The following is a 23,221-nucleotide window of genomic DNA, read 5'->3' on the forward strand; positions in this document are numbered from 1 at the left end:
GTTTTAATGTCACGATTTTTTATCGACAGACCCATCTTTGCGTGGGTGCTTGCTATCGTGGTTATGCTTGCAGGTGTGTTGGCTATTCAAAATTTACCAATAGCACAATACCCGTCAATTGCACCGCCAGCAATTAGCATTACCGCTACTTACCCTGGAGCATCAGCTCGTACCCTAGAGGATACGGTTACCCAGGTTATAGAGCAAAAAATGAAAGGACTTGATGGCTTGTTGTATATGTCATCTACGTCTGAGTCGAGCGGTTCTGCTACGCTTACGCTTTCATTTAGCGCCGATACAGACCCAGACATTGCACAGGTACAAGTGCAAAACAAGTTAGCCACAGCTACACCGCTTTTACCAGAAGAAGTACAAAGGCAAGGTGTATCGGTGGCTAAGTCTGCACGTAACTTTTTAATGGTTTTAGGTTTTGTATCAAAAGATGGCAGCATGACCAATATTGACATTGGTGATTATGTCTCATCGAATGTGCAAGATATTGTTTCGCGTGTTGAAGGGGTGGGTGAGGTTCAGCTATTTGGCTCTCAATATGCTATGCGTATTTGGTTAGACCCTGCTAAGTTACAAAACTACAAATTAACGCCTGCTGATATTAGCACCTCAATTAGCGCCCAAAATGCGCAAGTATCTGCTGGTCAATTAGGCGGCATGCCAGCGGTTGAAGGCCAGCAGCTCAATGCAACGGTAACAGCACAAAGCCGTTTACAAACTGCAGCAGAGTTTGAACAAATTATAGTAAAAGCAAACGCTGACGGCTCGTTTGTTCGTCTTGAAGATGTAGCGCGTGTAGAGCTAGGTGGCGAGAGCTACCGTGTTGTAGCTCGTTACGATGGAAAACCTGCATCAGGCCTAGGTATTAAGCTTGCCAGTGGGGCAAATGCCCTTGATACAGCCGAAGGTGTAAAAGCTGCGATTGCAGAGCTTAAGGCGTTTTTCCCTGAAGGATTAGACGTTGTTGTACCCTACGACACTACACCATTTGTATCGCTATCGATTGAAAAAGTGGTTCATACGTTAATAGAAGCAGTGGTACTGGTTTTTGTAGTTATGTATCTGTTTTTACAAAACTTCCGCGCTACGCTTATTCCAACGATTGCCGTGCCAGTGGTGTTACTAGGTACTTTTGGTATTTTGTACACGTTTGGCTATTCAATAAATACATTAACCATGTTTGCCATGGTACTTGCCATAGGCCTACTGGTTGATGATGCCATTGTTGTAGTAGAAAACGTTGAGCGTGTAATGAGTGAAGAAAAACTCTCTGCGCTTGAGGCAACACGTAAATCAATGGATGAAATTAAAGGCGCGCTAGTGGGTATTGCTATGGTGCTGTCGGCGGTATTTATTCCGATGGCGTTCTTTAGTGGTTCTACCGGTGTTATTTATCGTCAGTTCTCTATTACGTTGGTATCAGCAATGGGACTATCGGTATTGGTGGCGCTTATTTTAACACCTGCGTTGTGTGCCACGCTTTTAAAACCAAGCCATGTTCACGATAACAGCTCGTTATTCGGTCGTTTTTTTAGTGGCTTTAACCGCGGATTTGATCAAACTAATTCAGGCGCACAAAGTTTTGTCAGTCGTATGATCCGTTTATCTAAGCGCTATCTTTTATGTTATGGCCTTATTGTAGCGGGTATGGTGTATATCTTTTCAAGCTTACCAACGGCATTTTTACCAGATGAAGACCAAGGTATTTTGTTTAATCAGGTGTCATTACCAGCAGGCTCAACGACTGAAGAGACGCTTGAAGTAGTTAAAAAAGTAGAAAAGCACTTTTTGAACGATCAATCAGATGCTGTAAATGGTATTTTCACGGTAACTGGATTTAGTTTTGCAGGTTCTGGTCAAAACTCAGCAATTGCCTTTGTTAACTTTAAACACTGGGATGAGCGTCAAGGCGAAGGTTTATCTGTACAAGCAGTTGCAGGTAAAGCAATGGGCTATTTTTCTACCATTAAAGAAGCGTTTGTATTTGCTTTTCCGCCGCCAGCGATTGTGGAACTAGGTACGGCTAATGGCTTTAATATTTTCTTACAAGACCGTGTTGGACTTGGCCACGACGCACTACTGGCCGCGCGTAACCAGCTATTAGGATTAGCAAGCCAAAGCCCAATTCTCGCGGGCGTACGCCCTAATGGCCAAGAAGATATGCCAGAGCTTCAACTTGATGTAGACCTTGCTAAAGCTCAGGCTCTGGGCGTTTCGCAAGCTAATATTAACAGCACGCTTGCAACAGCCTGGGGTAGTAGTTATGTAAATGACTTTATTGACCGCGGCCGTGTAAAAAAAGTATACCTACAAGGCGATGCCGATTCGCGTATGGTGCCAGAGGATTTAAACAAGTGGTATGTACGTAATGATAGCGGTGATATGGTACCATTTTCAGCCTTTGCAAGTTCGCATTGGACCTATGGCTCGCCACGTCTTGAGCGCTACAATGGCTTTTCTGCAATGGAAATTCAAGGTACAGCTGCGCCAGGTTACAGTACAGGCCAAGCAATGGATGAAATGGAGCGCTTAGTAAAGCAATTACCTAATGGTATTGCCTCTGAGTGGACCGGTATTTCGTTTCAAGAGCGCTCAAGTAGCGGCCAAGCGCCATTGCTATATGGTTTATCATTGTTGTTTGTATTTTTATGTTTAGCAGCGCTTTATGAAAGTTGGTCGGTACCGTTTGCTGTAATGCTTATTGTGCCACTGGGTATATTTGGCGCTATGGTTGCTGCACTAACGGCTGGATTATCTAACGATATATACTTACAGGTTGGTTTGTTAACCACCATAGGTCTTGCCTCTAAAAATGCAATATTAATTGTAGAGTTCGCGATTCATAAAATGCAAGAAGGCTTAAGTTTAGTCGATGCGGCTGTTGCTGCCGTACGCTTGCGTTTACGCCCAATACTTATGACATCTATGGCCTTTATTTGTGGTGTTATTCCACTTGCTATTGCCTCAAGTGCTGGCTCAGGCGCACAAAATGCACTGGGTATTTCAATTATTGGTGGTACGCTTGCCTCGTCTATTTTAGTGGTGGTATTTGTGCCGTTATTCTTTGTATTGGTTCGTCGTTTATTCCCTATGGCAAATAGCGAAGACAAAAAGGAGCGCGCACAATGAGCATAAAACGTTTAAGTTTAAGTGCTATTACGCTTGTTATTTTAAGTGGTTGCCAATTAGCCCCTGAGCAAAAAGAGCTTACTGTACCAGTGCCAGATGCATATGCATCTGACACTGAGCAAGCATCAGCACAGCAATTACATTGGCAGCAATTTTTTAACGATGAAAAATTAAAAACCCTGATTGGCTTAAGCCTTGAGCATAATAAAGATATGCAAATTGCGGTACTCAATGTGCAGCGTGTACGTGGCTTATACCAAATTGAAGACTCGGCTTTATACCCATCGTTAGATTTTAACGCCAGTGGTACGCGCCAACGTTTACCGGCTGACTTATCAAGTACGGGTGAAGCTGCAATCAGCTCACAATACAGTGCAACAGTGGGTATTACCTCTTATGAGTTGGATATTTGGGGCAAGGTCCGTAACCAATCAGAGCAAGCCCTGCAAAACCTTTATAACACTGAGCTTACTCAGTACAGCACGCAAATTTCACTTATTGCTGAGCTTGCTAATGCGTGGCTAAACTACGCCACCGACTTACAGTTATTAGAACTAGCGAAAGAAACATTAAGCTCGCAACAAGAGTCACTTTCGCTTACGCAAAAAAGCTTTGATTTAGGCGCTACATCTGCCATTACGCTTGAGCAGCTCAAAAGTACTGTGGCCACAGCAAAAGTAGATATAGCAACGTATAAACGCTTGTTAAAACGTGATAAAAGCGCGTTAGATTTACTGGTAGGGCAGCCTGTATCGAGTGATTTATTGCCAACTAATTCGTTAACCAATTTATTGGCTTTACCAGAAGTACCGGTTGGTTTGCCCTCTGATTTACTAACGCAGCGCCCTGATATTAAAGCCGCTGAGCACGCTTTATTAGCCGCAAACGCAAATATTGGTATAGCACGTGCGGCTTTTTACCCTAGCATTAGCTTAACGGCAGCGGCGGGAAGTACGTCTAGTGATTTAAGTGGCTTGTTTGATTCAGGCTCAGGGACATGGAGCTTTGTACCGTCGATAAACTTACCGATTTTTACTATGGGCCGTAACCAAGCAAACCTAGATGTTGCTAAGGCTGAACAAGAAATTGCAGTGGCTACTTACCAACAAAAAATTCAAAATGCGTTTCGTGAAACCGCCGATGCATTAGCAGATAGAGAAGGCTATAAAGAGCAACTAGATGCCCTCGATATGCTAATAAGTTCGCGTCAGCTTACTTACGATTTATCAAAAATGCGTTACGAAAAAGGCGCTGATAGCTACCTACAAGTACTTGATGCTCAACGTACGTGGTACTCGGCTCAACAGCAGTTAATAACGGGTCAGCAGGCTTACCTTGCCAGCCAAATTAACTTGTATAAAGCCTTAGGTGGTGGCTGGAATATTGCTAAAACTCCTGTGCAAGAGCAGTAAAATGAAAGGTGTTATTAAATTAAGATCTGCAATGTTCTTACCTATTATGTATGCGTTTAATACTGGAGTTAGGTTATGAGCACTAAGGCCAAAAGACATGTAGACCCAGCCTTAGCCCAAGCCAGGCGCGAACAGGTGCTTAGTGCTGCCGCAGAGTGCTTTAGACGTAAGGGATACCATGGCGCAGGTATGGCCGAAATTTCCCGAACTGCAGGTATGAGCGCTGGGCATATATATAACTACTTTGAAAGCAAAGAGGCAATAATTGAAAGTATTATTGCTAAAGACATGGAAGAAATGTTTTCTATCTTTCAGGAGTTTGAAGATCACCCTGGTGATGTTTTGCAAGCGCTTATAGATGGCTTAAACATGGGTGTGCAAAGGCATATGGATACCGGTGCTTGTGTCATTGATTTAGACATGATGGCGGAAGCAGGTCGCAATAATAAAGTGGCCTTGCTTTTGCGCGATATGGACACTCAAGCACGCTCTCGCATGCGCCAACTGCTCACCAGTGAGCGTAGTGCGCTTAAAAACACGGATGAACAAGAGCTTGAAAGCCGCATTAACGTCATTTTTTCGATGATGGCGGGGTTACTGCTACGTAAAATGCTCTACCCTGAACTCACCGAAGAAACGGTTTTAATCGCACTAAGGCCTGCAATGAAAACCCTGTTATTGCCGTTCGATAAAGCCCAGTAATTGAAAATTAAAAAGCGAGTCTTAGCACTCGCTTTTTGTATTAAATTCGCTCTATACACCACATTAAAGCCATTGCGGCTATTGCAAGCGAACCTATGGGCATTATCCATTTTATGTAGGTAGGCTTATCTCGCACTATAAGTAACAGAGGTAGTGCTAGACACAAAATACTCAACTGTCCCAGTTCAACCCCTAAGTTAAATGCTAAAATACTCAATAGCTGATAATCACTCGATAACCCAAGCTCACCAAGCACACTGGCAAAGCCCATACCGTGTAATAAACCAAATGCAAAAGTTAGCCAGCCAAGGCGCAATATAACTGGCCATACGTTATTTAAAGCTGCAAATAATACTGAAATTGCAATACCAAGCTCTACCCAGCGGCTATTTGGCGACACCATATTAAGCGCTGTCGCTGTTAAAGTAAGTGAATGGGCGAGGGTAAATGCCGTTACAATCCAGGCTGTGTGCTTAATTATTTGTTTTTTAGAGGCGATTGCCTGCCATTGTTTGTTAGTGCGATACAATACACAGGTTAAAAGTAAGGCAATTAAAAATAAAATATGGTCAACACCAATCCAAATATGTAATACACCTTGATAAACATATTGGTTAAATGTACTTAGGTAACTTGCTTGTTGTGTAGAAAACGCCTGTTGTTGCTCAGCTTTGGTAAATACGCGCGATACTTGGTTTACGTTAACAATCACCTTGTGATTAGCATCGTACTCAAAAAAAGCACTGTAGTTAAGGGTGATATCGGCATTATTGGCGCAACTAAATAGCAGCGGTAAAACTAAATAAGCCTCATTAAAATGGTTATCTAATTGGTAGTTATCAGCAATTGTTAGCGGGCAAGTTTGCAAGTTTTGTAAAACAGTAAAATTAGATTTTGCATAGCGATTAATGGCTTCGTTTTGTGACTTAAGTTCGGCCCAGCTTATTTGTTGGTCTTGGTTTAAATCAAGCGCAACGCTTTGTTCTAAATCGTTAATATTTATTTGCCATGTACCTGTATATTGCTGCGGATTTTGCGCGTTATCTAAAGTGATGTAACTGGTACTTAGTTGGTGTGCATGGGCACTAAAAGTGCAAATTAGTGTAACAAGTAAAGCGGTTAAAAAAGAGCTTAATGTTTTCATAAGGTGTCCCTAGCCATGGCATTAGCTTGGTGTAATAGGTGTTGATCTGTGCTCATTTTTGCTTGCTGCCAATTTATATTTGCCCAATATTGTGCCTTGGCTTTATCTACTTGTACATGAATATAATAGTTAGCTAAATCATTGGCATGAAAAGTATCTTGTCGTTGTTCTCGTAAGTTAACTCGTTGCTGCATACGTGTTTGCCACTGATCACTAACTTTATGTGTGCTGCGTTTTTCAGCTATGGCGAGCCGAAGTAAAACAGCATCTTCAAGTTGACTCTTTAAATTACTAAATTGACTCAAGGTATTAAGTACCTGCTCAGGGTTGTTTTGGCTTAGCTGTATATCAGCCCATAACACAATGAGGCTCACAGGTGCTTTGCTTAAATCAATACTGTTAATGTGCTCAAGCGCTTCGGTGAGCTTATTAAGCCTAAACGCCATCTCACTAAGTACCTGTTTGGTTGTTAAGCTTATGTTTTTATTTTGAGTAATATCAAGTAATGATTGATAGCTTTGCTGTAATTGACCTTGCTGACTTTGAATATCAAGCACACAGGTTGTTGCACTGATAACGCTTGCTGCACCAATAAGAGACACACAGTGTTGCTTGGCTTGTTCAAACTTACCTTGTGTCATCAACATATTTGCCAATAAAAGATGGGTGTTGACATGGCTTGGGTGTTTTTCTATTACAGTATTTGCAACTTTAATAGCGCGTGTAAATTGATGCTCTTTTTGTAACACTCTTGCATATAAATAGCCTATTTGTGCCGTGGGCTCTTGTTTATAAAGTGCAGCTAAGCGGTTTTTTAGCACGCCTTGATAACGCTCGGTTTGCCCTATGTATTGGCTGTTTAAAACCAAAGTGTTGAGTTGCTCTAGTGTTAAATTAGCGCTAATTGATGAATTACTGGTTGCAATAATATCGTCATCATTTGGAATCGTGGGCTTTGCAAGCACGTTACTTACAAACAGTGCAGCGCAAAAAGCAAAGAGCATTTTTTTATAATGACCGTGCATTGTTTTATCCTCTTAAAAAAGCCATCCATGGCCATCAGCTTAAATTACTTATACCAATCCGCATAATTAAGTATTATTGCGGATTGGTATCAATTAGTTACCTGATGAAATAGTACTTACATCGGTATCTGTATTGGTAAAAACACGTCCGTTGGTCGATAGTGGCTCATCGTTAGGGCTTTGATTAAATGCATCACTGGCAAATTGTGCAAAATCTACTTGCAAAGCCTCAATGGTAATATCAACCATAGCTGTCACTTGCTGGTTTACCCCATCAGATACGCCAAACATAAAGCTGTCACTGCCTGTTGCTTCTTTATTGGGTGTATAGGTAAAGCTACCATCACTATTAACTACTACATTGCCCAGTGTAGGCTCTGTTGTGAGTTCATAGGTGAGTGAGTCGCCATCGGCATCGGTAGCCACTAACATGTCGTTAATTTCAACTTCTGTTTGTGTGGTTAACATTACATCAGTTGCACTGGGGGCTGTATTTACCAACGGTGTAGGCAGTTTATTGTCATCATCGTTGCTACATGCGCTAAGCGTTAGTGCGCCAAGTAGTACACCGATATGAGTAAGAGTTAAATTACGCATACGTTACTCCTTATTTAGACCCTGCAAGTGGGGTGGCTAAGTATGGGAAAGCGGCATCCATCATGCTTGCATCAACTGGCGCACCATCAGTGAATGGCACTGTACCTACATCAGCATCTTCTGGCGTACACAGGCCTAAGTCGGTGTCTTCACCATTTACTGGAATAGGGTGACACAAACGGCCCATTACTACGCGAAGTGCAATATCTACTACATCATCACCTGGGCGACGGCCATTTGGAAAGCCCGCTAAATCATCACCAGCAACACCAAATGCAGATTGATCAGCCTGGGCTGTGGCTGCAATTGCGGTATTTAAACGTAACATTTCTGAAGGCGTTACCGTTGCTTGTTGGTTTACTCCAGCAAAACCGGTTAAAAATGCAGTAATTAAATCTGTGCGCGGAAAATTAGTAGGTGCTAGTGTTTCCAGTTCAGCGCCTAATGTAGTATTTACTGCATCTTTGAATAAAATATTTAATAGTTCCGGTAAAGAAGGGTGCGAAACATAATCTAAAAATTGTGCATCGTCTTTTGGCTGAGCCGTTGAGAAGGTATCTTTGTCTTTAATACCAATAACAAGCTCATTAACCAATGGGTTACCTAAGCGAGAAACCTGTGTTAATGCACCGCCATTTACCGCGTTATCTGCAAACTTAGCGTTAGGATTTAGAATGCGTGCTTGAGGTAGGCTCGCTGTAGTCCATGAGCCAATTACGCCGTTGCCTTCACCCACAATACAGCTTTTAGGCATTTCAACGGCGATTGAGGTTACGTTTTTATCAATGAGGTCATCATTATCGGCAGATTGCGTAATACCACCAGGGAAACCACCGCCATCGCCCGCACCAGGTGCACTGTCGCCCTCTACAGGCACATAGTTTACTAGATCAAAGGTTTTACCTAAGTTAACAACGAATGGGTCTTTACGTTGACCTACAAATACTTTGGCCATACTGTCACAGCCCGGTACAGAAACTTGGTAAACAAACTGATCGGCATAAGTTTGGTAATCTGCCATTGAACCAAATGTTTTATCGCCTACGTAGTCCAGTGGTTTATTAAACGTGGTTGAGCTGGTGGTGGTATTGCTTAATGTGGTACTGGTACCTGTGCGTTGTGGGCCGTTAATCATGCTTAGTGTATATGACTCACTAAAATTTGCAGCGCTATCATCACCTGCTGCAACGCCACCTACATTTTTAAGGGGGACAGATACAGTGCGTTGATTACCTTCTGGGCCAACAGTTAATTGCACCCCTTGGTTATCGTTAGGGAGCATGCTCTTGAAGTTAAACGCAAAGGTAATATCCTCAACAGCGTCACCATCATTATCAATATGAATACTGTAAGTTGCGTCAGGGTCCATGGCAAAATAGTTTGGGCCGCCGTAGGCATCTTGTAATGGAATGTAATTGGCAATAAACGTAACGTAATCGTCTCTGCCTGCCTCATAACTATTAAATACATAAAAGTCGGTAGAGTCTAAAGTTGGAAAGCGGCTAATATTTGGCGCTTCACGGTGACTTGATGCCTCGCTAGAGGTGCTTACTAAGGTACTGCATACTACTACTGCGAGTATAGATGGAGTTAAAGCTTTCATGACTTTTTCCTTTAGTTTTGATTGGAGTCATCATTAATAACGAAGCAAAAAGCACAATGGATGCAAAAAAGTTAAAAAATTTTATTTTTTGTTAAATTAAATAATAAAAGAGGAGGCTAATGCGCGATTAGCCTCCTCTTTTTTTCGCGTGCAAAAAGCTATAAAATAACTAGCTCAGTGGTATAAAGTACCTCAGTTGGTGAGCCATTAGGTGAGCCACCGAGTGGCTCTAAACTTACTGCAAGTAAGGCAATGTTTTGCGCATTAAAGCGTGTGTCTTTTATTAATAGTTTTTCACCTTGTTTAGGCAATAAGCCCAGCGAAATAGGTGCATCTTGTCCTTTTAAAATCATCCATAGCTCGTAGTCTTTATCTGTTTGAGCAACTAATTTAGTGCTGGCTTTAACTGATAATACTTGCTCGTTCACATTAATAAACCACAGTGATTGTTTATTTTGGTTTTGTACCAGCGCAATTTGCTGGCTATCTTGGAGTTGTGTGGTTGGCTGAATAATTAAAAATGCTAAAATAATACAGGCCGCTGTGGCTATAAATGACCAAGTACGCCATAACGATGGAGCCGGTTTTATGACTGTTTTAGCTTGCGGTGAGTTGTTTTCTATTTTATCTAAAATGTGTTGCCATACATGAGCGCTGGGTGCTTGTGGTGTAATTGCACTGGCTAAGTCATTTAAATTTTGCTCCCACATAACGGTAGCTTCGCGCGCTTGTGGTAGGCTCAACATTAAACGCTGAAAACGCTTTCGGGCAAGCCCCTTTAATGTGCCTAGCACATATTGAGCCGCTAAAGTCTCTAGTAGTTCTGGTTTGTTATAATTCATAACGTTAAACACCTCTGCAACTGCTGTAACCCACGCCTGATCCAGCTTTTAACCGTACCTAAGGGCGTTTCTATGTAATTGACTAGTTCACCATGGCTCAAGCCCTTGTAATAGGCTAAATGTATGGCTTGTTTTTGCTGTGGATCGAGTTGTTCAATACAATCAACGAGTTTGGTTTGTTCGTCGTAACTAACATCGACTGCTTGTTCATCGTATTGCTCATCGCCCATGGCTTGTTCTTTTCTGACCTTATGATAGCGCAGCGCATCTAAACATCTGTATCGTACTATGCTTATCATCCAGCTTATTACAGTGCCTTTTGTGGAATTGTACTCAGATGCGTTATGCCAAATTTTAATAAATGCCTCTTGCAATACTTCTTCTGCGTGAGCTCGGTTTGAAAGCATATTCAAACTAATCGCAAATAATTTACCACTGGTTTGCTGATATAAATCGGCAAAAGCGGTTTTGTTACCCTGTGCAGTTTTACACAAAAGGGGGAGTAAATTATCGTTTTCCATATGGGTCCTGTTGTTTTTATTATTACTGATTAAACGTTTAAGGGCGGGAATTGGATGCACACTTTATAGCTGACTTTTCATATTAGCTGTTATGCGCATCTAAACAAGTTTTAATCCTAAATAATGCATTTTAATGATGAGAAAAAATGACCGACTTAAATGTAAAAAGCACATATTAGTTAATTAACTTAGAAAGGCGTAAATTATAGTACTTAATAATCAGTTGGTTACAATAATTACCGGGCTTTAAATTCGTGTTTTATTGGCGTATAAATTGCAACTACACTTGCACAAGGCTGTTAAAAAACATAAAAACAGTAAATACAAAGGGGAATTTATGTGGGCTGCAACGAGTTATTTAATTTTAGCGTTAATTTTTATATTGATAGGCTGGGAGGTTAACTCGGTTTATTTTGCCGTGGTATTTTATTGGAGTGCACTGTCGTTAATACTTGTTAGTGGTGCATATATTTTTAATTTAGCGAAAATTTTTAGAAAGCGCGAAAATGGTGTCATCCCATTTTATATTCGCTGGGCATTTGTACCTTTTTTATTGGGGGTGCAAATTTACAATGCGTATTCTCGAAAGCACGATAAAGTCCCTCCGATTCAAAAAGTTAACGAGCATTTGTTTTTAGCATGCAGATTATTCCCCTCCGATATTGATACGTTAAAAGAAAACGGGATAACAGCAATTTTAGATGTTACGTGTGAGTTTGATGGTTTAGAGTGGAGCTCTACACAAGAAAATATTAGCTACTTAAATATTCCAGTGCTTGATCATAGTGTGCCTACGCATTCGCAGTTAAATCAAGCAATAAATTGGATCCATCATCACATAAAAGAAGACCGCCGCGTGGTAGTTCATTGTGCACTAGGAAGAGGGCGCTCTGTATTTGTAATGGCAGCGTATTTATTGAGCCAAAATAAAAACGCCGATGTTCACCAAGTGCTCGCGCAAATAAAAGAAACCCGCGAAACCGCAAATCTTAATAAGCATCAGCTTCGTCATTTAGCAAAGCGACATAAAAAGGGCGAGCTGGTTATTAAAAACAAAGCTGTATTAATAGCCAATCCTGTGTCGGGTACCAAAATGTGGCAAGACAAAGAGCATTTAATAGTGGCTAGGTTGTCGGCGTATTATGATTTAGAAGTATTAACCACCACCAAAGAAATAAACGGTATTGAGCTTGCTAAACAAGCCATTAACGATAAGCCAGATATAATTATTGCCTGTGGTGGCGATGGAACCGTGACAGAAGTAGCAAGTGTGTTGGTAAACACCCAGTGTAAACTGGGCATTATACCAATGGGCACAGCCAATGCTTTAGCTCATGTGCTTATGGGGATTAGATCTAAAATAATTCCTGTTGAACAGGCCTGCGATTTAATTATTGATGGTCAAACTCACACAATAGATACCGCGTATTGTAACGATGAGCTAATGCTGTTGTTAGCTGGTATTGGTTATGAGCAATCGATGATAGAAAAAGCGGATAGAGAGGCTAAAAATAAATCTGGGCAACTTGCGTATTTAAACGGTTTTTTTCAGGCATTTAGTGAGCAAAAAGCGCAAACGCTTTATGTCACTCTTGACGATAACCAAACACAAGAGGTGCATACCAATAGCTTTATAGTTGCTAATGCGGCTCCGTTTACTACACTACTAGCGCAAGGGGGAGGGCAACCCAATCACGAAGATGGTCTGCTAGACATAAATTGGCTGGTACCAAGTGAAGAAAATACAACCAGCGTGCTTAGCATTGCCGAGCTAATGTTTAGCAGTATTACTCAAACCCAATTGGCAATTAGCTCGCATCATACAAATGCTAAAAGAGTAACCATTACGGCAGATGATGACATAAAGTACGTGCTAGATGGTGAGGTAAAAACAGCTAAAACACTGGTTATTAACATAGACCCAGGCGCGCTAAAGGTTATTAGCAAAGAGCTGTAAATACAAAAAGCACGATTAAACGTGCTTTTTAATTGCGTATTGTTTATTACTTTTTAATAGACGGCCAAACAAAACCGCTCGTATCAGGCGTGTTAGTGTGTTTTGGACGTGCTGCGCTTTTAGGCTTACGCAGTGGCTTGTTACTTAAAGTATGAAGGTAAAGCGCTTCTACTTTATCACGCGCCCAAGGGGTTTTACGTAAAAACTTTAAGCTCGACTTAATACTTGGTGAGTCGGTAAAACACTTAATTTTTACTTGCTCGCCCATGGCTTTAAAACCTAAGCGTTGCTCAAGCTCTACTAAAATTTGTTCTAATGTTACCCCGTGAAGAGGATTTTTTGGTTGATTATCCATAGCCATACTACTTATTTAAACTGCGCGCATTGTAGCGTAAATACTCATTTAGCGCTAATTGACCGTAATGGTTTTAGGCTTAGCGGGATAAACAACATTGCCATTTTTATTTAATTTTAGCCAAATTAGCTCACGGTTATTTTGCTGCGAGTTAATGGCCGCGCACACTAAGACAAAAGATTGTACTTGTATCAGCGCACCTTCACTATAGCGTTTGTTATCGTACCAACAGATATCACCACTATTAATAATCTCATTTGCGTCAATAATAGAATGTGTTTTGAGCGTTTTTGCATAGCTGTTAAAGGCTAAAGTGAATGCAATTAAAAAAATAAATAAACTCATAATATGGCGCATGATCAACCTCGAATTTTGATAGTTTAAAAATAGTACACACGATTAAAAAACATGCTAGGGTAAGTAATAGCGTTATACAACACTGACTTAAACACACAACTATAAAAAGGTGAACACATGCAATTTAATCAAACAATGATAGATGAATTTACGTTATTAGCTAAGTTTCCACGTGAGAGCAAAATGCAGGGGATCAAGTTACACTCGGATGCGCAGCCAAATTTATTAAGCGCAGCGCAAAGGTTGTTTGATAAAGGCGTAATAGATAGCCCAGATGGCGGCTATTTAACCGAACTGGGCCTTGATTTAATTGAGCACGTAAGTGTTATACACAGTGCGTTAAAAAGTTAAACCGCATCGCGCTGATTTTGCGGCGCGGCGTCACTAAATGCATGTAGAGCATTACAGCGGGCATAAATGGCTGCAATTTTTGGATACGCAGCCATATCAACATTAAAACGCAACGCATTAAATACCTGTGGCACTAAACATATATCAGCCAGCGATGGCTGATCCCCAGCGCAAAAGTTATTATTTTCATTTAACATCAATTCTATTTTTTCAAAACCAAGCTCTACCCAATGTTTGTACCAGGTGGTTTTTGCTTGCTCGTCTACACCCAGTTCGTTGCTTAAATACTTGAGCACGCGTAAGTTATTTACAGGGTGAATATCACATGCCACTGCATAGCTAATATTACGAATTTGCGCTTTTTGCCATGCAGTACCATAAATTAGCGGCGTTTGTGGATAGCTTTCATCTAACCATTCTAAAATAGCGAGTGATTGCGCTAATACGCCTTCGTCTGTTTCAAGAGCGGGAAGTAGGCCTTGCACATTTTTATCTAAATAAGGCTGAGCTAGCTGTTCAGACTTAAGTAAATTAACAAATTGCATATCATGCTCAATGCCTTTTAAATTAAGTGCTATGCGTACACGATAAGCAGCAGATGAGCGAAAGTAGCTGTATAGTTTCATTGTTATTATTCCTCGCCTGTAAAATGTTTTGTGATACTACGCCAGCACTGAGTGTAATTAGTTTGGCGTTCTTTTCCTTCAAGGGCATATTTAGTGGGCGATATTATGTAACGAGATTCAAACATAAAGGCCAACGTGTTCTCGTATTTTTGCGGAATGAGCTCAGCGTTAGATGCTTTTTCAAATACCTCTGCTTCAGGCCCATGGGGCGACATGCAATTATGCAAACTAGCGCCTCCAGGTACAAACCCATGCTGTTTTGCATCGTAAACTCCCTCTATTAAACCCATAAACTCACTCATAATATTCCGATGGTAGTAGGGAGGCCTAAATGTATTCTCTGCCACCATCCAGCGCGGTGGAAAAATTACAAAATCTACATTTGCCATGCCCTCAGTGGCTGAGGGGGAGGTAAGTACAGTAAAAATAGAGGGATCTGGGTGATCAAAACTCACCGTGTTAATAACATTAAAACGGGCCAAATCGTATTTGTACGGGGCGCTGTTACCTGTCCATGCAACCACATCAAAAGGCGAGTGAGTGATTGGGCAGCTAAATAGATTACCATTAAATTTAGTTATTAATTGAAAGTTGCCTTCTTTATCTTCAAATGACGCAACAGGGTATTTAAAGTCCCTATCGTTTGCGTAGCCATTAGCACCAACGGGGCCGCGCTCGGCGAGCTCAAACGCATGGCCATAGTTTTCACAAATGTAACCACGTGCAGTTTCATCTATTAAATCAACCGAAAACTTTATCCCGCGTGGGATTACTGCAATTTCGCCAGGCTTTACAGTCAGCTTTCCGCACTCAGTGTGTAATAGCAATTCGCCCTGTTGAGGCACAAACAACAGCTCACCATCGGCATTACAAAAATAACGGCCTTGCATAGAGCTGTTTGCAACATACATATGAATACCAATACCCGATTGACTATTGGCACTGCCGTTTGCAGCCATTGTAATTAATCCATCAATAAAATCAGTAGTCTTCGAGGGAATATCAATCGGGCTCCAGCGCATCATCGTAGGGGGCGTAATTGCTTCAGTTATAGGTGCTGTTCTTATTAATGCGTTATCTATAGCGGTGTATTCGCCTTGTACAACAGATGGACGAAGGCGGTATAACCACGTGCGGCGATTAGCAGCACGCGGCGCTGTAAAGGCAGTGCTGCTAAATTGCTCAGTGTATAAATTGTACTTAACTTTTTGTGGGGTAAATTGCCCAATAGGCAGTGCTCCGGGTAGTGCTTCGGTTTCAAATTCATTGCCAAAACCGCTCATGTAGTTTATTTCGTTGGCCATAATGTGATCCTGTGAGAGTGACAGTGTTTTATCTTTCTAGGGCCTGTTTATCTTTCGAGGTTGAATTTGCAGCAGTCTGTTTGGTAATTAGGCAAGACAGAGCCTATGCAGTGTGGTTGTTCCCCATAAATAGGCGATAACGTAGCATAAATGCCAAACAGGCGCTGCCCGAAGGGTTCTGCCTAGGGATCATTTACTCTTTGTTGCTCGGTTTTTACTTAGCCCACTAGGTTACAAACCTCACGCCGCGATTAAATGGCCCCTAGATTGAACAAATTTCAATCCTGAAAGGTCAACAGGCCCTAATTAGTTTAAAGTACTCTCAAGTGAGAGTAATTTCAAATGAGCGCATGTTTTAGACTGTAAATAAAAATGCACAACTTGAAAAGTGTGTAAAAACGGTGAGAAAGTACTAATGGAAATAGATTTAAATGAATTTTTGCCTTATCAGCTAAACCAATTGGCAACTAAAATTAGTGATGACTTTGCCAGTGTATATCAACAAAAATACAATTTAACCATTTCTCAATGGCGCATAGTGGCCAATTTAGCTCAATTTGGTCAAAGTAATGCGAGGGAATTATGTTCATTGGCCAATATGGATAAGTCTACGGTTTCAAGAGCCATTAAAGCGTTAATAGATCAAGGCTACTTAGTTACTCAGTTAAGTGAGCAAGATAAACGAGCAACTGACGTTATGTTAAATCAGCGAGGAAAAGAGTTATACCAGCGTATCGCACAGGATGCGTATATTTGGCAGAGACAACTAGCGGCTAATTTTAGTAAAGATGAGCAGGAACAACTTTTAAGCTTACTAATTAAATTAAAAACATCTTTCAAATAAAAAAAGCCCATCAAAAGATGGGCTTTAATAAATAGCTTTTTACGCTAATGCGATTAGAAAGTGTAACGAACACCTACACGCATTTGCCATAAAGACGCATCAGTTTGTACTGATGTATTTGCATTGTTTTCGTTAAAGCCAGAGTATACGTAACGGCCTTGCTCATCAATTGATGTTGAAATCATGCTAGCGCCAACGAAAGGACCTTTTTTAAGTACGCCCCAATCATCGTTTAATAGGTTAGTTAAGTTATCAATTACGAAGAATGCTTCACCTTTATGGCCATCCATAAAGCCTGGTAATTCTTGAGTAACTTTAAAGTTAAATTTAACAAACCAATCTGAGTTTTCAGCATTACGACCAGTGATTTCACCGCGCTCTAAACCGTTAGACGCGATAAAGTCATTAAACGCATTAATTTCATCAGCGCTCATGTCATAAACAACGTTAGGATCGTTTTCAAGTGGTACGTAAAGTAATTGGCGATCTCCGTTCCAGTTTGCATCGCCCCATACTTTTTCGTCACTACCATCAAATGTATAGCTGTATGGTAAGCCTTTGTATGCTTCACCGTATAGGTTAAAGCGAGTAGCAAAACCATCTACAAACTCATGAGAGTAGCCAAGCGTCATAGTAAAACGATGTGGGATTTCGTAATCTGATGATGCAACCCCAGGGTTACCAGGATCCGTTAGCGCAATATTGCCGTAGTTAGAACCCGCAACAGAGCTTGTCATTGGGTTAACATCGTCTGAATCCGTGTACGCGTAACCAAAGTTAACACTTACGCCATTATCAAACATTTTGCTAACTGCTAGTGATATAACTGAAGAGTCGCCGCTATCACCACTTACATTAGTTAGAAGATATTCATTTGCGCGCCCTTCAATTGATTCGTAAATAGGGCGGCCATCAAAAGTTGTTGTACCTGTATCTTGAAGAGCAATGTCACGCATTAGCGCAGCATCTTTCTTCTTAGAGTATAAGTAATCAAGTGAAATTACATACTCGTTTTCTGTTGTGTATGTTGCACCAATTGAGTATTTCCACTCTGAAGGAATTTCAAAGTCTGGGTCAACAGCGTTTACAAGACCATCGCCAGAACCAGGAACAACACCTGCAACGGCATCAAATTGAGACTGAGGGATTTCAAAACCTGGAGAACCACCATTTACGTTAGGTGTAGCAAATAAGTCGATAGCACCAAACTGGTTTGCACTAATATTAGTAATACCGTCGTTTGAATAAGAGTTCGATAGCCAAACATTCGGGTTACCACCAGAGAATAAGCCAACGCCTGCGCGTACTTCTAGCTCGTCTGTTGCGTACCACTGGAAGCCAACTCGTGGTTGAAGTAAATCAATACCATCGAACGTGCTTTGGTTACTAAAGCCGTAGCGGTCAGTAAAGTTTTGGTTGAAGTTAGGTACGTCATCACTTGTGTATTTATCGTAACGTAAACCAAACGTGATGTTTGCATCTAGGTCTGTAAATGCGTATTCATCTTGAACATAAAACGTATGCTGAGCGTATGAGAAACTTGCAGCAGCATCGTTTGGATCGTTAGTTGTTGCAGCATTATTATAGAAAATGGCGCTTGCTATACCGTTTTCAAAATCATCGACTGAATTAAAACGATATTCACCTTCAGTATGCTGCACGAATAAGTTAAATACATCTAGCTCTTCAAACTCATAACCAGCTGTAATGGTATGTTGGTCAAGATAATAAGTACCCGCTACTTTAAATGTAGTGGTATCGTAATCTAGATCATTTGACTGTCGAGAATCATCTGGCCCGATAAATACAGTACCACCATCTTCTGTACGAATTTGCATTTCGCCAAAGCTGCTAGCAGCATCAAGTGACTGTACAGTTGCATCTAGTTCTGATTTACCAATACGAACTTCAGTTGAAAAGTCATCTGACCAATCTGAGTAAACAGATGCGATGATTGAAGTAAATTCTGCACTTTGGTCGTAAAAGTGGTTAGATAATGAAACACGGCTAGAACCAGTATCAGACTGTGAAACCGTATTACCATCGTTGTAGTTATAGATTAAGTTTGCACGGTGATCTTCGTTGATGTTCCAATCTAATTTAACTAAGATTTTTTCATCTTCAACAGGCATACTTGAAGGCATACCGCCTACGTCATAACCATATACAGATTGAGCTACACTTGTAATACGAGCAATATCATCTGCAGTTACACTGCCGCTGCTTAAACCGTCGTAGTTAAACTGTTGAACACCTTCAAGTTTTTCATATGAAGTGAATAAAAATAGTTTATCTTCGATTAACGGTAAGCCAACGTTAAAGCCGTAACGTTTTTCGGTGTAGTTACCGTTATCAACGTCTTCGCCTTCAATTTTATCGCCTTTTAATGAATCACTTGTGAAATCGTAGAAGATGCCACCGTGAACTTCATTTCCACCAGATTTAGTTACCGCATTAATGTTACATGAGGTAAAACCACCGTACTGTACGTCAAATGGTGCTAGCTCAGCTGAAACTTGCTCAATTGAGTCAAACGAGAAAGGGGCACGAATAGTAGGGTAACCGTTAGAGCTTAGACCGAAGTTATCGTTCATACGAACGCCATCTAGCGTTAAGCTGTTGTAACGAGGGTTACCACCACCACAGTTGATTGAACCGCGGCTATCATCAATTGTGATACGCGGGTCAATACGAATGATATCTTTTAAATCACGGTTAATTGCAGGCGTGTTTTCAAGATCAGTTAAGGTAAATGTAGAAGCAGGACCTGTACCACCAGACATAGAGCTGATAGGTGCACCTGTTACTACAATTTGCTCCATGCTTGATTGTGGCTCAAGTGCAGCATTTACTGGGTAATCGTTACCAATGTTCAGGATGATATTATTAAATTCTTGGTCAGCGTAAACATCAGAATCAACGATTACCTTGTAAGGACCACCAACACGAAGACCTTTAGCAGTAAAGTAACCTGCATCGTTTGCTTCTGTTGTTTTAACTGAGCCAGATGGTACGTGTAAAATTGTTATTTTAGTTCCTGGAGCAGGGTTACCGTTTGGACCAGTAATTTGACCCTTAATCGCAGAGGTTGTTTCGTTGGCGAATGCAGCGCCACTTACACTTACACACGCAGCGATAGCAAGTGAGAGTGCTGTTTTTTGAAGTTTAGTCTTCATTTTCATTTCCCGTGAAAGTTATAATTAAATTGTTATTTTAAGTAGTATAAATTAAATAGTACTGCTGAATTTATACTCTTGTAATATGCAAAATTAATTTGCACAATTTATACTTGTATACTTAACTAAATTTGGATTAATTACTTATTATTATGTTACCGCCGTTATGTGACAGTATTATGAAATGCAAATTTTATAATTCCTTTTACAACTGATTATTTACATTTTGTAATTAATACAATTTTAGCTTTATTATTTTAGCTATACTCCAGACCATGTATAAACATAAATTAATTCCCGTGTGTAGGTTTTTTATTTATAGGTTGATTATTATTTTGTCGTTATTTTTAATTTTTTATTGTCATCTGACGAATCAAATAAATAGTTCAATACACCGGCAAGTCTAATGCCTGCTTTTTGCAAACGTTGCTTAACAAGCGGATTGTATTTAAAAACATAACTATAGCTCACTTCATCACTGGTTGAGGTATAAATATCTTCGGCCAATTCATGAGATTCCATCAGCCAAGTAGTAGGGCTGCTGTTTAAGTATGTTTTAATTAATGCTGCATCGTCGGTATCTATAAACTTAGCATATTCAGTGTAAGCTAAATTTTCATTTTCTATTAATCCAGTGTCCCAAAGGCTATGCAAATTGGTTTCGTTGTCAAAAAAATCAACTTTAATTAAATTGCCGCCTCTATCTTCACTTCGCCCAGCATGAAATGGTTGGTGGCTGTCGCCTACCAAATGAACTAAAAACTTTAGGGCAAACTGTTTTTCATTAAATGAAGAAGTAGGTGACTGGAGTGTACTAATAGAGAAGTAAATACCTTCTAGAATGTTTGTAACATCGTCTTTGCTGTGTGTGTGTGCGTGATTTATGGAAAGCGTTTTATTTTTGGGAAGATTTATGTAGTGCCAGCGTGAAGATTTTTTACGCCAAAATAGCTCAGGGCTAGATCGCATTTCATCAGCCCAAGTAGCAACTTGAGCCAGAGATTGCCCGTCTAATAGCGGCAACAAGTTATGCATCGTTTCGTCACTCAAATGCTGCTCAGCAATATGCCCAACAATTCGATGACCATTTTGACCCCATGCATACACTTTAGAAGTTGTAAAAATAGCACCAATTATTAACGTTGTGGCTACGAGAGTAGCAATTTTAATGCGCATCACTGTTTCTTGCATTTATTTTTATTCACCTATTAGCTGGTGTAAACATTGTGATTGTTTTTGCTAAATATAGGAAGGAGTCAAGAGTATTCATTATTTCTTATTCATAACCGTTTAAAATCAGCGGTTTATCTGTGATGGGTAAAATTACCTGTTGTAATAAGTAAATAATATTGTTCAAATATGACCTTAGCGTTGTTAGGTACATCTTATTGATGGGGTTTAGAAAGGTCATGTTACATAAACTGTTGTTTGTTACACTTTTGTTTCTGGTTATGGTTGCCGCATGGTCTGTTGGAAAGGTGAGCGTTAAAAGTAATGAAATAAATTTTCCAGAACTAATAAAAACGTCAACACAATGTTATACAACAGCCAGTGAAAACAAAAATCAGCTTATTGTATTTACGCCATCGCAAAGCGTGGCAGAGAAGCTTACAGAGTCTCTATGCCTTGATGCCGTGGTAACTAAACAATACGGTTCTGTTAAAGGCTACTGGGGTGACAGTACAACGGAGAGCTTCGATTTTGTTGGAAAAGGAATTGCAGACCTAGTACTTGCAAAAAACAATATAATGGATGCCTTTAATGCAGAGCTAACCTATAACTATCAATCTGTGGTGGGCTTCTCGGATTACACCGCATTTTTTATCTCCTCAAAAGAAAAGCCACGCTTAACAAAGCAATACTTTTTAGATAAGCGTATAGGCTTATTGGATTACCCCACAAGCCGCTCTGGGCATATACTGCCTAAGAAAATGTTTAAAGATTTAAATATCAACTTAGCCAATCTAGATATTATCTACGCCAGCTCTCACAGCGAGCTGCGTGACTTATTAGCTAATGGGCAGGTCGATATTATTGCGTCTTTTTGGAAAGAAAGTGACGCAGCACGTTTTTCAAAAAATTACATAACTCCCTTAAGTAATAAAATTTCAGGTTCGCGCTGGTATCTAAAAATGCAGCAAAACAATACAGACCTTTTATGCGCTGTACAGCGTCATATTCTTGATATGACAAAGGAGCAGACGCTGAGTTATTACAAAGAGGCGCAATCTTACTGGGATTGCAGTTCAGAGCAAGTAACAGCTAAAGGTGAGAGCGTTAAAAATGGATAAGTATAAATATGTTTTTTTTGGCTGCGCTGTTTTTATTATTAACTGTTTAGTGTTTTATGTGTCTGTAATTAATGAGCAGAGTGACGCTATTAAACGCCAAGTTATAGAAACTGAAAAACAAGTTGCATTGGACTTACCATTAATTGCGCTTTCAAATGAGTTGTTAAAGCACTCAGGTAACCAGCATGCAGTGCAAGACTATTTATTAAAGCTCAATGGCTATTTAGACAACAGTCTGCGCTTAGTCAAAATTGAACCAAAATCTGCTAAGCCTATAACTTTAAAACCAAATCAGTTTGTAAGAACGCTTAAGTCAAGCACCACACATGTCTCTTTAGTGTTCGAAGAAAACGCACAGTTTTGGTCAGAAAACAGGTTTTTAATTTGCTTGTTGTTTCTCATCTCGAGTATTTTGTTTAGCAAATGGTTGAAATCTATTATAGATATGCCTATTGAGGCGAAAACGCCACCATTGAGTACAGATACTGACTTAGCTAAACCAAAAGAGCTGGCTTTAATTATTGATTTAAATACCAAAACACTCAGTAATAACTATGTGCCTGATGTTACTGTGTGCTTAGCAAATAAACCGTTATGCTTTTACTTAGCATTAATAGAGTTTTGTCGTGATAATAACGATGTTGTGCTAAATCAAAATAAATACGTGCCAGATGAGCTGATAGATTTGGCAAATAAGTATTTTTACAGGCTAATAGAGCTTGGGCATACCATACGCAAGCGTCCAAATTTTAATAGTAGCTTAGAAAAAACACTCAGTGAGATCCGCGCAGCCCTAGATGAAGTTTTAAATGAGTATCCTGATATGAAGGATATTTATTATCCGCCTAAGGCGTATGGGGAAGGGTCTAGATCTAGGTTACACAGTTACGCTTTAATCAATGTTGCAAAAGGAAATATAGAGATAATAGGAAAGTAGCATGCTACCTTCCTATTCTTGAGTGAAGGAGGCAGG

The 23,221-nt window shown here is 40.2% G+C and carries 20 protein-coding genes; 8 read left to right on the forward strand and 12 right to left on the reverse strand.

Going from position 1 to position 23,221, the window contains the following annotated elements:
- Window positions 1–6: 6 nt before the first annotated feature.
- From QUE46_RS18135 to QUE46_RS18145, 3 genes are all read left to right on the forward strand, one after another.
- Window positions 7–3,141 carry an efflux RND transporter permease subunit gene (locus QUE46_RS18135; RefSeq protein WP_286249162.1) on the forward strand — a complete coding sequence of 1,045 codons (3,135 nt, stop codon included), beginning with the start codon at window positions 7–9 and terminating at the stop codon, window positions 3,139–3,141.
- Entirely contained in the window at window positions 3,138–4,553 is a 1,416-nt protein-coding gene (locus QUE46_RS18140) for an efflux transporter outer membrane subunit (RefSeq protein WP_286249163.1), read from the forward strand. The genes QUE46_RS18135 and QUE46_RS18140 overlap by 4 nt, the downstream gene beginning before the upstream one ends.
- Window positions 4,554–4,628: 75 nt before the next feature.
- Entirely contained in the window at window positions 4,629–5,255 is a 627-nt protein-coding gene (locus QUE46_RS18145; protein WP_055018021.1) for a TetR/AcrR family transcriptional regulator, read from the forward strand.
- 40 nt (window positions 5,256–5,295) lie between these two features.
- On the opposite strand, the gene QUE46_RS18150 is transcribed toward QUE46_RS18145, so the two are convergent.
- The 6 genes from QUE46_RS18150 to QUE46_RS18175 form a co-directional block, all read right to left on the reverse strand.
- Entirely contained in the window at window positions 5,296–6,399 is a 1,104-nt protein-coding gene (locus QUE46_RS18150; protein ID WP_286249166.1) for a HupE/UreJ family protein, read from the reverse strand.
- Window positions 6,396–7,424, reverse strand: a complete 1,029-nt coding sequence (locus QUE46_RS18155; RefSeq protein ID WP_286249168.1) for a lipopolysaccharide assembly protein LapB — start codon at window positions 7,422–7,424, stop codon at window positions 6,396–6,398. The genes QUE46_RS18150 and QUE46_RS18155 overlap by 4 nt, the downstream gene beginning before the upstream one ends.
- A 93-nt stretch (window positions 7,425–7,517) precedes the next feature.
- A complete protein-coding gene (locus QUE46_RS18160) occupies window positions 7,518–8,021 on the reverse strand; it encodes an Ig-like domain-containing protein (RefSeq protein WP_286249170.1) in 504 nt (167 codons plus the stop codon).
- A gap of 10 nt (window positions 8,022–8,031) precedes the next feature.
- Window positions 8,032–9,624, reverse strand: a complete 1,593-nt coding sequence (locus QUE46_RS18165; RefSeq protein WP_286249172.1) for a DUF4331 domain-containing protein — start codon at window positions 9,622–9,624, stop codon at window positions 8,032–8,034.
- Between the two features lie 158 nt (window positions 9,625–9,782).
- Window positions 9,783–10,466 (reverse strand): anti-sigma factor domain-containing protein, encoded by a 684-nt coding sequence (locus QUE46_RS18170; protein WP_286249174.1) that lies wholly within the window; start codon window positions 10,464–10,466, stop codon window positions 9,783–9,785.
- Window positions 10,463–10,987: a sigma-70 family RNA polymerase sigma factor gene (locus QUE46_RS18175; protein ID WP_286249176.1), complete on the reverse strand. Its 525-nt coding sequence runs from the start codon at window positions 10,985–10,987 to the stop codon at window positions 10,463–10,465. The genes QUE46_RS18170 and QUE46_RS18175 overlap by 4 nt, the downstream gene beginning before the upstream one ends.
- 337 nt (window positions 10,988–11,324) lie before the next feature.
- Between QUE46_RS18175 and QUE46_RS18180 the strand changes: the two genes are divergently transcribed.
- The gene (locus tag QUE46_RS18180) at window positions 11,325–12,944 is read left to right on the forward strand and encodes a diacylglycerol kinase family protein (protein ID WP_286249178.1); all 1,620 of its coding nucleotides are present in this window, start codon (window positions 11,325–11,327) and stop codon (window positions 12,942–12,944) included.
- A 46-nt stretch (window positions 12,945–12,990) separates the two neighbouring features.
- On the opposite strand, the gene QUE46_RS18185 is transcribed toward QUE46_RS18180, so the two are convergent.
- Window positions 12,991–13,299: a VF530 family protein gene (locus tag QUE46_RS18185; RefSeq protein ID WP_286249181.1), complete on the reverse strand. Its 309-nt coding sequence runs from the start codon at window positions 13,297–13,299 to the stop codon at window positions 12,991–12,993.
- A 54-nt stretch (window positions 13,300–13,353) separates the two neighbouring features.
- On the reverse strand, window positions 13,354–13,656 hold the full coding sequence (locus tag QUE46_RS18190; protein WP_374761410.1) for a DUF1496 domain-containing protein: 303 nt from the start codon (window positions 13,654–13,656) through the stop codon (window positions 13,354–13,356).
- Between the two features lie 117 nt (window positions 13,657–13,773).
- Between QUE46_RS18190 and QUE46_RS18195 the strand changes: the two genes are divergently transcribed.
- The gene (locus tag QUE46_RS18195) at window positions 13,774–14,007 is read left to right on the forward strand and encodes a TIGR02647 family protein (protein WP_286249185.1); all 234 of its coding nucleotides are present in this window, start codon (window positions 13,774–13,776) and stop codon (window positions 14,005–14,007) included.
- Here QUE46_RS18195 and maiA read toward each other — a convergent pair.
- Both maiA and hmgA read right to left on the reverse strand, forming a co-directional pair.
- Window positions 14,004–14,633: a maleylacetoacetate isomerase gene (maiA, locus tag QUE46_RS18200; protein ID WP_286249188.1), complete on the reverse strand. Its 630-nt coding sequence runs from the start codon at window positions 14,631–14,633 to the stop codon at window positions 14,004–14,006. The two genes, QUE46_RS18195 and maiA, sit on opposite strands and share 4 nt — an antisense overlap.
- A gap of 5 nt (window positions 14,634–14,638) precedes the next feature.
- Window positions 14,639–15,937, reverse strand: coding sequence for a homogentisate 1,2-dioxygenase (hmgA, locus tag QUE46_RS18205; protein WP_286249190.1), 1,299 nt, complete (start codon window positions 15,935–15,937; stop codon window positions 14,639–14,641).
- A gap of 415 nt (window positions 15,938–16,352) precedes the next feature.
- Here hmgA and QUE46_RS18210 point away from each other — a divergent pair, with 415 nt between their 5' ends.
- Window positions 16,353–16,781, forward strand: a complete 429-nt coding sequence (locus QUE46_RS18210) for a MarR family winged helix-turn-helix transcriptional regulator (RefSeq protein ID WP_286249192.1) — start codon at window positions 16,353–16,355, stop codon at window positions 16,779–16,781.
- 53 nt (window positions 16,782–16,834) lie between these two features.
- On the opposite strand, the gene QUE46_RS18215 is transcribed toward QUE46_RS18210, so the two are convergent.
- Both QUE46_RS18215 and QUE46_RS18220 read right to left on the reverse strand, forming a co-directional pair.
- A complete protein-coding gene (locus QUE46_RS18215; RefSeq protein ID WP_286249194.1) occupies window positions 16,835–19,957 on the reverse strand; it encodes a TonB-dependent receptor in 3,123 nt (1,040 codons plus the stop codon).
- Between the two features lie 330 nt (window positions 19,958–20,287).
- Window positions 20,288–21,133 (reverse strand): S1/P1 nuclease, encoded by an 846-nt coding sequence (locus QUE46_RS18220; RefSeq protein WP_286249259.1) that lies wholly within the window; start codon window positions 21,131–21,133, stop codon window positions 20,288–20,290.
- 233 nt (window positions 21,134–21,366) lie between these two features.
- Between QUE46_RS18220 and QUE46_RS18225 the strand changes: the two genes are divergently transcribed.
- Both QUE46_RS18225 and QUE46_RS18230 read left to right on the forward strand, forming a co-directional pair.
- Window positions 21,367–22,248 carry a hypothetical protein gene (locus tag QUE46_RS18225; RefSeq protein WP_286249196.1) on the forward strand — a complete coding sequence of 294 codons (882 nt, stop codon included), beginning with the start codon at window positions 21,367–21,369 and terminating at the stop codon, window positions 22,246–22,248.
- Entirely contained in the window at window positions 22,241–23,185 is a 945-nt protein-coding gene (locus tag QUE46_RS18230) for a hypothetical protein (protein WP_286249198.1), read from the forward strand. Before QUE46_RS18225 ends, QUE46_RS18230 begins: the two co-directional genes overlap by 8 nt.
- Window positions 23,186–23,221 lie beyond the last annotated feature (36 nt).

The organism is Pseudoalteromonas sp. MM1 (genome assembly GCF_030296835.1).
GTDB lineage: Bacteria > Pseudomonadota > Gammaproteobacteria > Enterobacterales > Alteromonadaceae > Pseudoalteromonas.

Excerpts from the sequence above, each read along its gene's own strand:
- QUE46_RS18145 (WP_055018021.1), top strand. The coding sequence starts at position 4,629 with ATGAGCACTAAGGCCAAAAGACATGTAGACCCAGCCTTAGCCCAAGCC.
- QUE46_RS18160 (WP_286249170.1), bottom strand. The coding sequence starts at position 8,021 with ATGCGTAATTTAACTCTTACTCATATCGGTGTACTACTTGGCGCACTA.
- QUE46_RS18165 (WP_286249172.1), bottom strand. The coding sequence starts at position 9,624 with ATGAAAGCTTTAACTCCATCTATACTCGCAGTAGTAGTATGCAGTACC.
- QUE46_RS18170 (WP_286249174.1), bottom strand. The coding sequence starts at position 10,466 with ATGAATTATAACAAACCAGAACTACTAGAGACTTTAGCGGCTCAATAT.
- QUE46_RS18230 (WP_286249198.1), top strand. The coding sequence starts at position 22,241 with ATGGATAAGTATAAATATGTTTTTTTTGGCTGCGCTGTTTTTATTATT.
- QUE46_RS18215 (WP_286249194.1), bottom strand. The coding sequence starts at position 19,957 with ATGAAGACTAAACTTCAAAAAACAGCACTCTCACTTGCTATCGCTGCG.
- hmgA (WP_286249190.1), bottom strand. The coding sequence starts at position 15,937 with ATGGCCAACGAAATAAACTACATGAGCGGTTTTGGCAATGAATTTGAA.
- QUE46_RS18180 (WP_286249178.1), top strand. The coding sequence starts at position 11,325 with ATGTGGGCTGCAACGAGTTATTTAATTTTAGCGTTAATTTTTATATTG.
- QUE46_RS18155 (WP_286249168.1), bottom strand. The coding sequence starts at position 7,424 with ATGCACGGTCATTATAAAAAAATGCTCTTTGCTTTTTGCGCTGCACTG.
- QUE46_RS18190 (WP_374761410.1), bottom strand. The coding sequence starts at position 13,656 with ATGCGCCATATTATGAGTTTATTTATTTTTTTAATTGCATTCACTTTA.
- QUE46_RS18185 (WP_286249181.1), bottom strand. The coding sequence starts at position 13,299 with ATGGATAATCAACCAAAAAATCCTCTTCACGGGGTAACATTAGAACAA.
- QUE46_RS18140 (WP_286249163.1), top strand. The coding sequence starts at position 3,138 with ATGAGCATAAAACGTTTAAGTTTAAGTGCTATTACGCTTGTTATTTTA.
- QUE46_RS18195 (WP_286249185.1), top strand. The coding sequence starts at position 13,774 with ATGCAATTTAATCAAACAATGATAGATGAATTTACGTTATTAGCTAAG.
- QUE46_RS18225 (WP_286249196.1), top strand. The coding sequence starts at position 21,367 with ATGTTACATAAACTGTTGTTTGTTACACTTTTGTTTCTGGTTATGGTT.
- QUE46_RS18135 (WP_286249162.1), top strand. The coding sequence starts at position 7 with ATGTCACGATTTTTTATCGACAGACCCATCTTTGCGTGGGTGCTTGCT.
- QUE46_RS18210 (WP_286249192.1), top strand. The coding sequence starts at position 16,353 with ATGGAAATAGATTTAAATGAATTTTTGCCTTATCAGCTAAACCAATTG.
- QUE46_RS18175 (WP_286249176.1), bottom strand. The coding sequence starts at position 10,987 with ATGGAAAACGATAATTTACTCCCCCTTTTGTGTAAAACTGCACAGGGT.
- QUE46_RS18220 (WP_286249259.1), bottom strand. The coding sequence starts at position 21,133 with ATGCGCATTAAAATTGCTACTCTCGTAGCCACAACGTTAATAATTGGT.
- QUE46_RS18150 (WP_286249166.1), bottom strand. The coding sequence starts at position 6,399 with ATGAAAACATTAAGCTCTTTTTTAACCGCTTTACTTGTTACACTAATT.
- maiA (WP_286249188.1), bottom strand. The coding sequence starts at position 14,633 with ATGAAACTATACAGCTACTTTCGCTCATCTGCTGCTTATCGTGTACGC.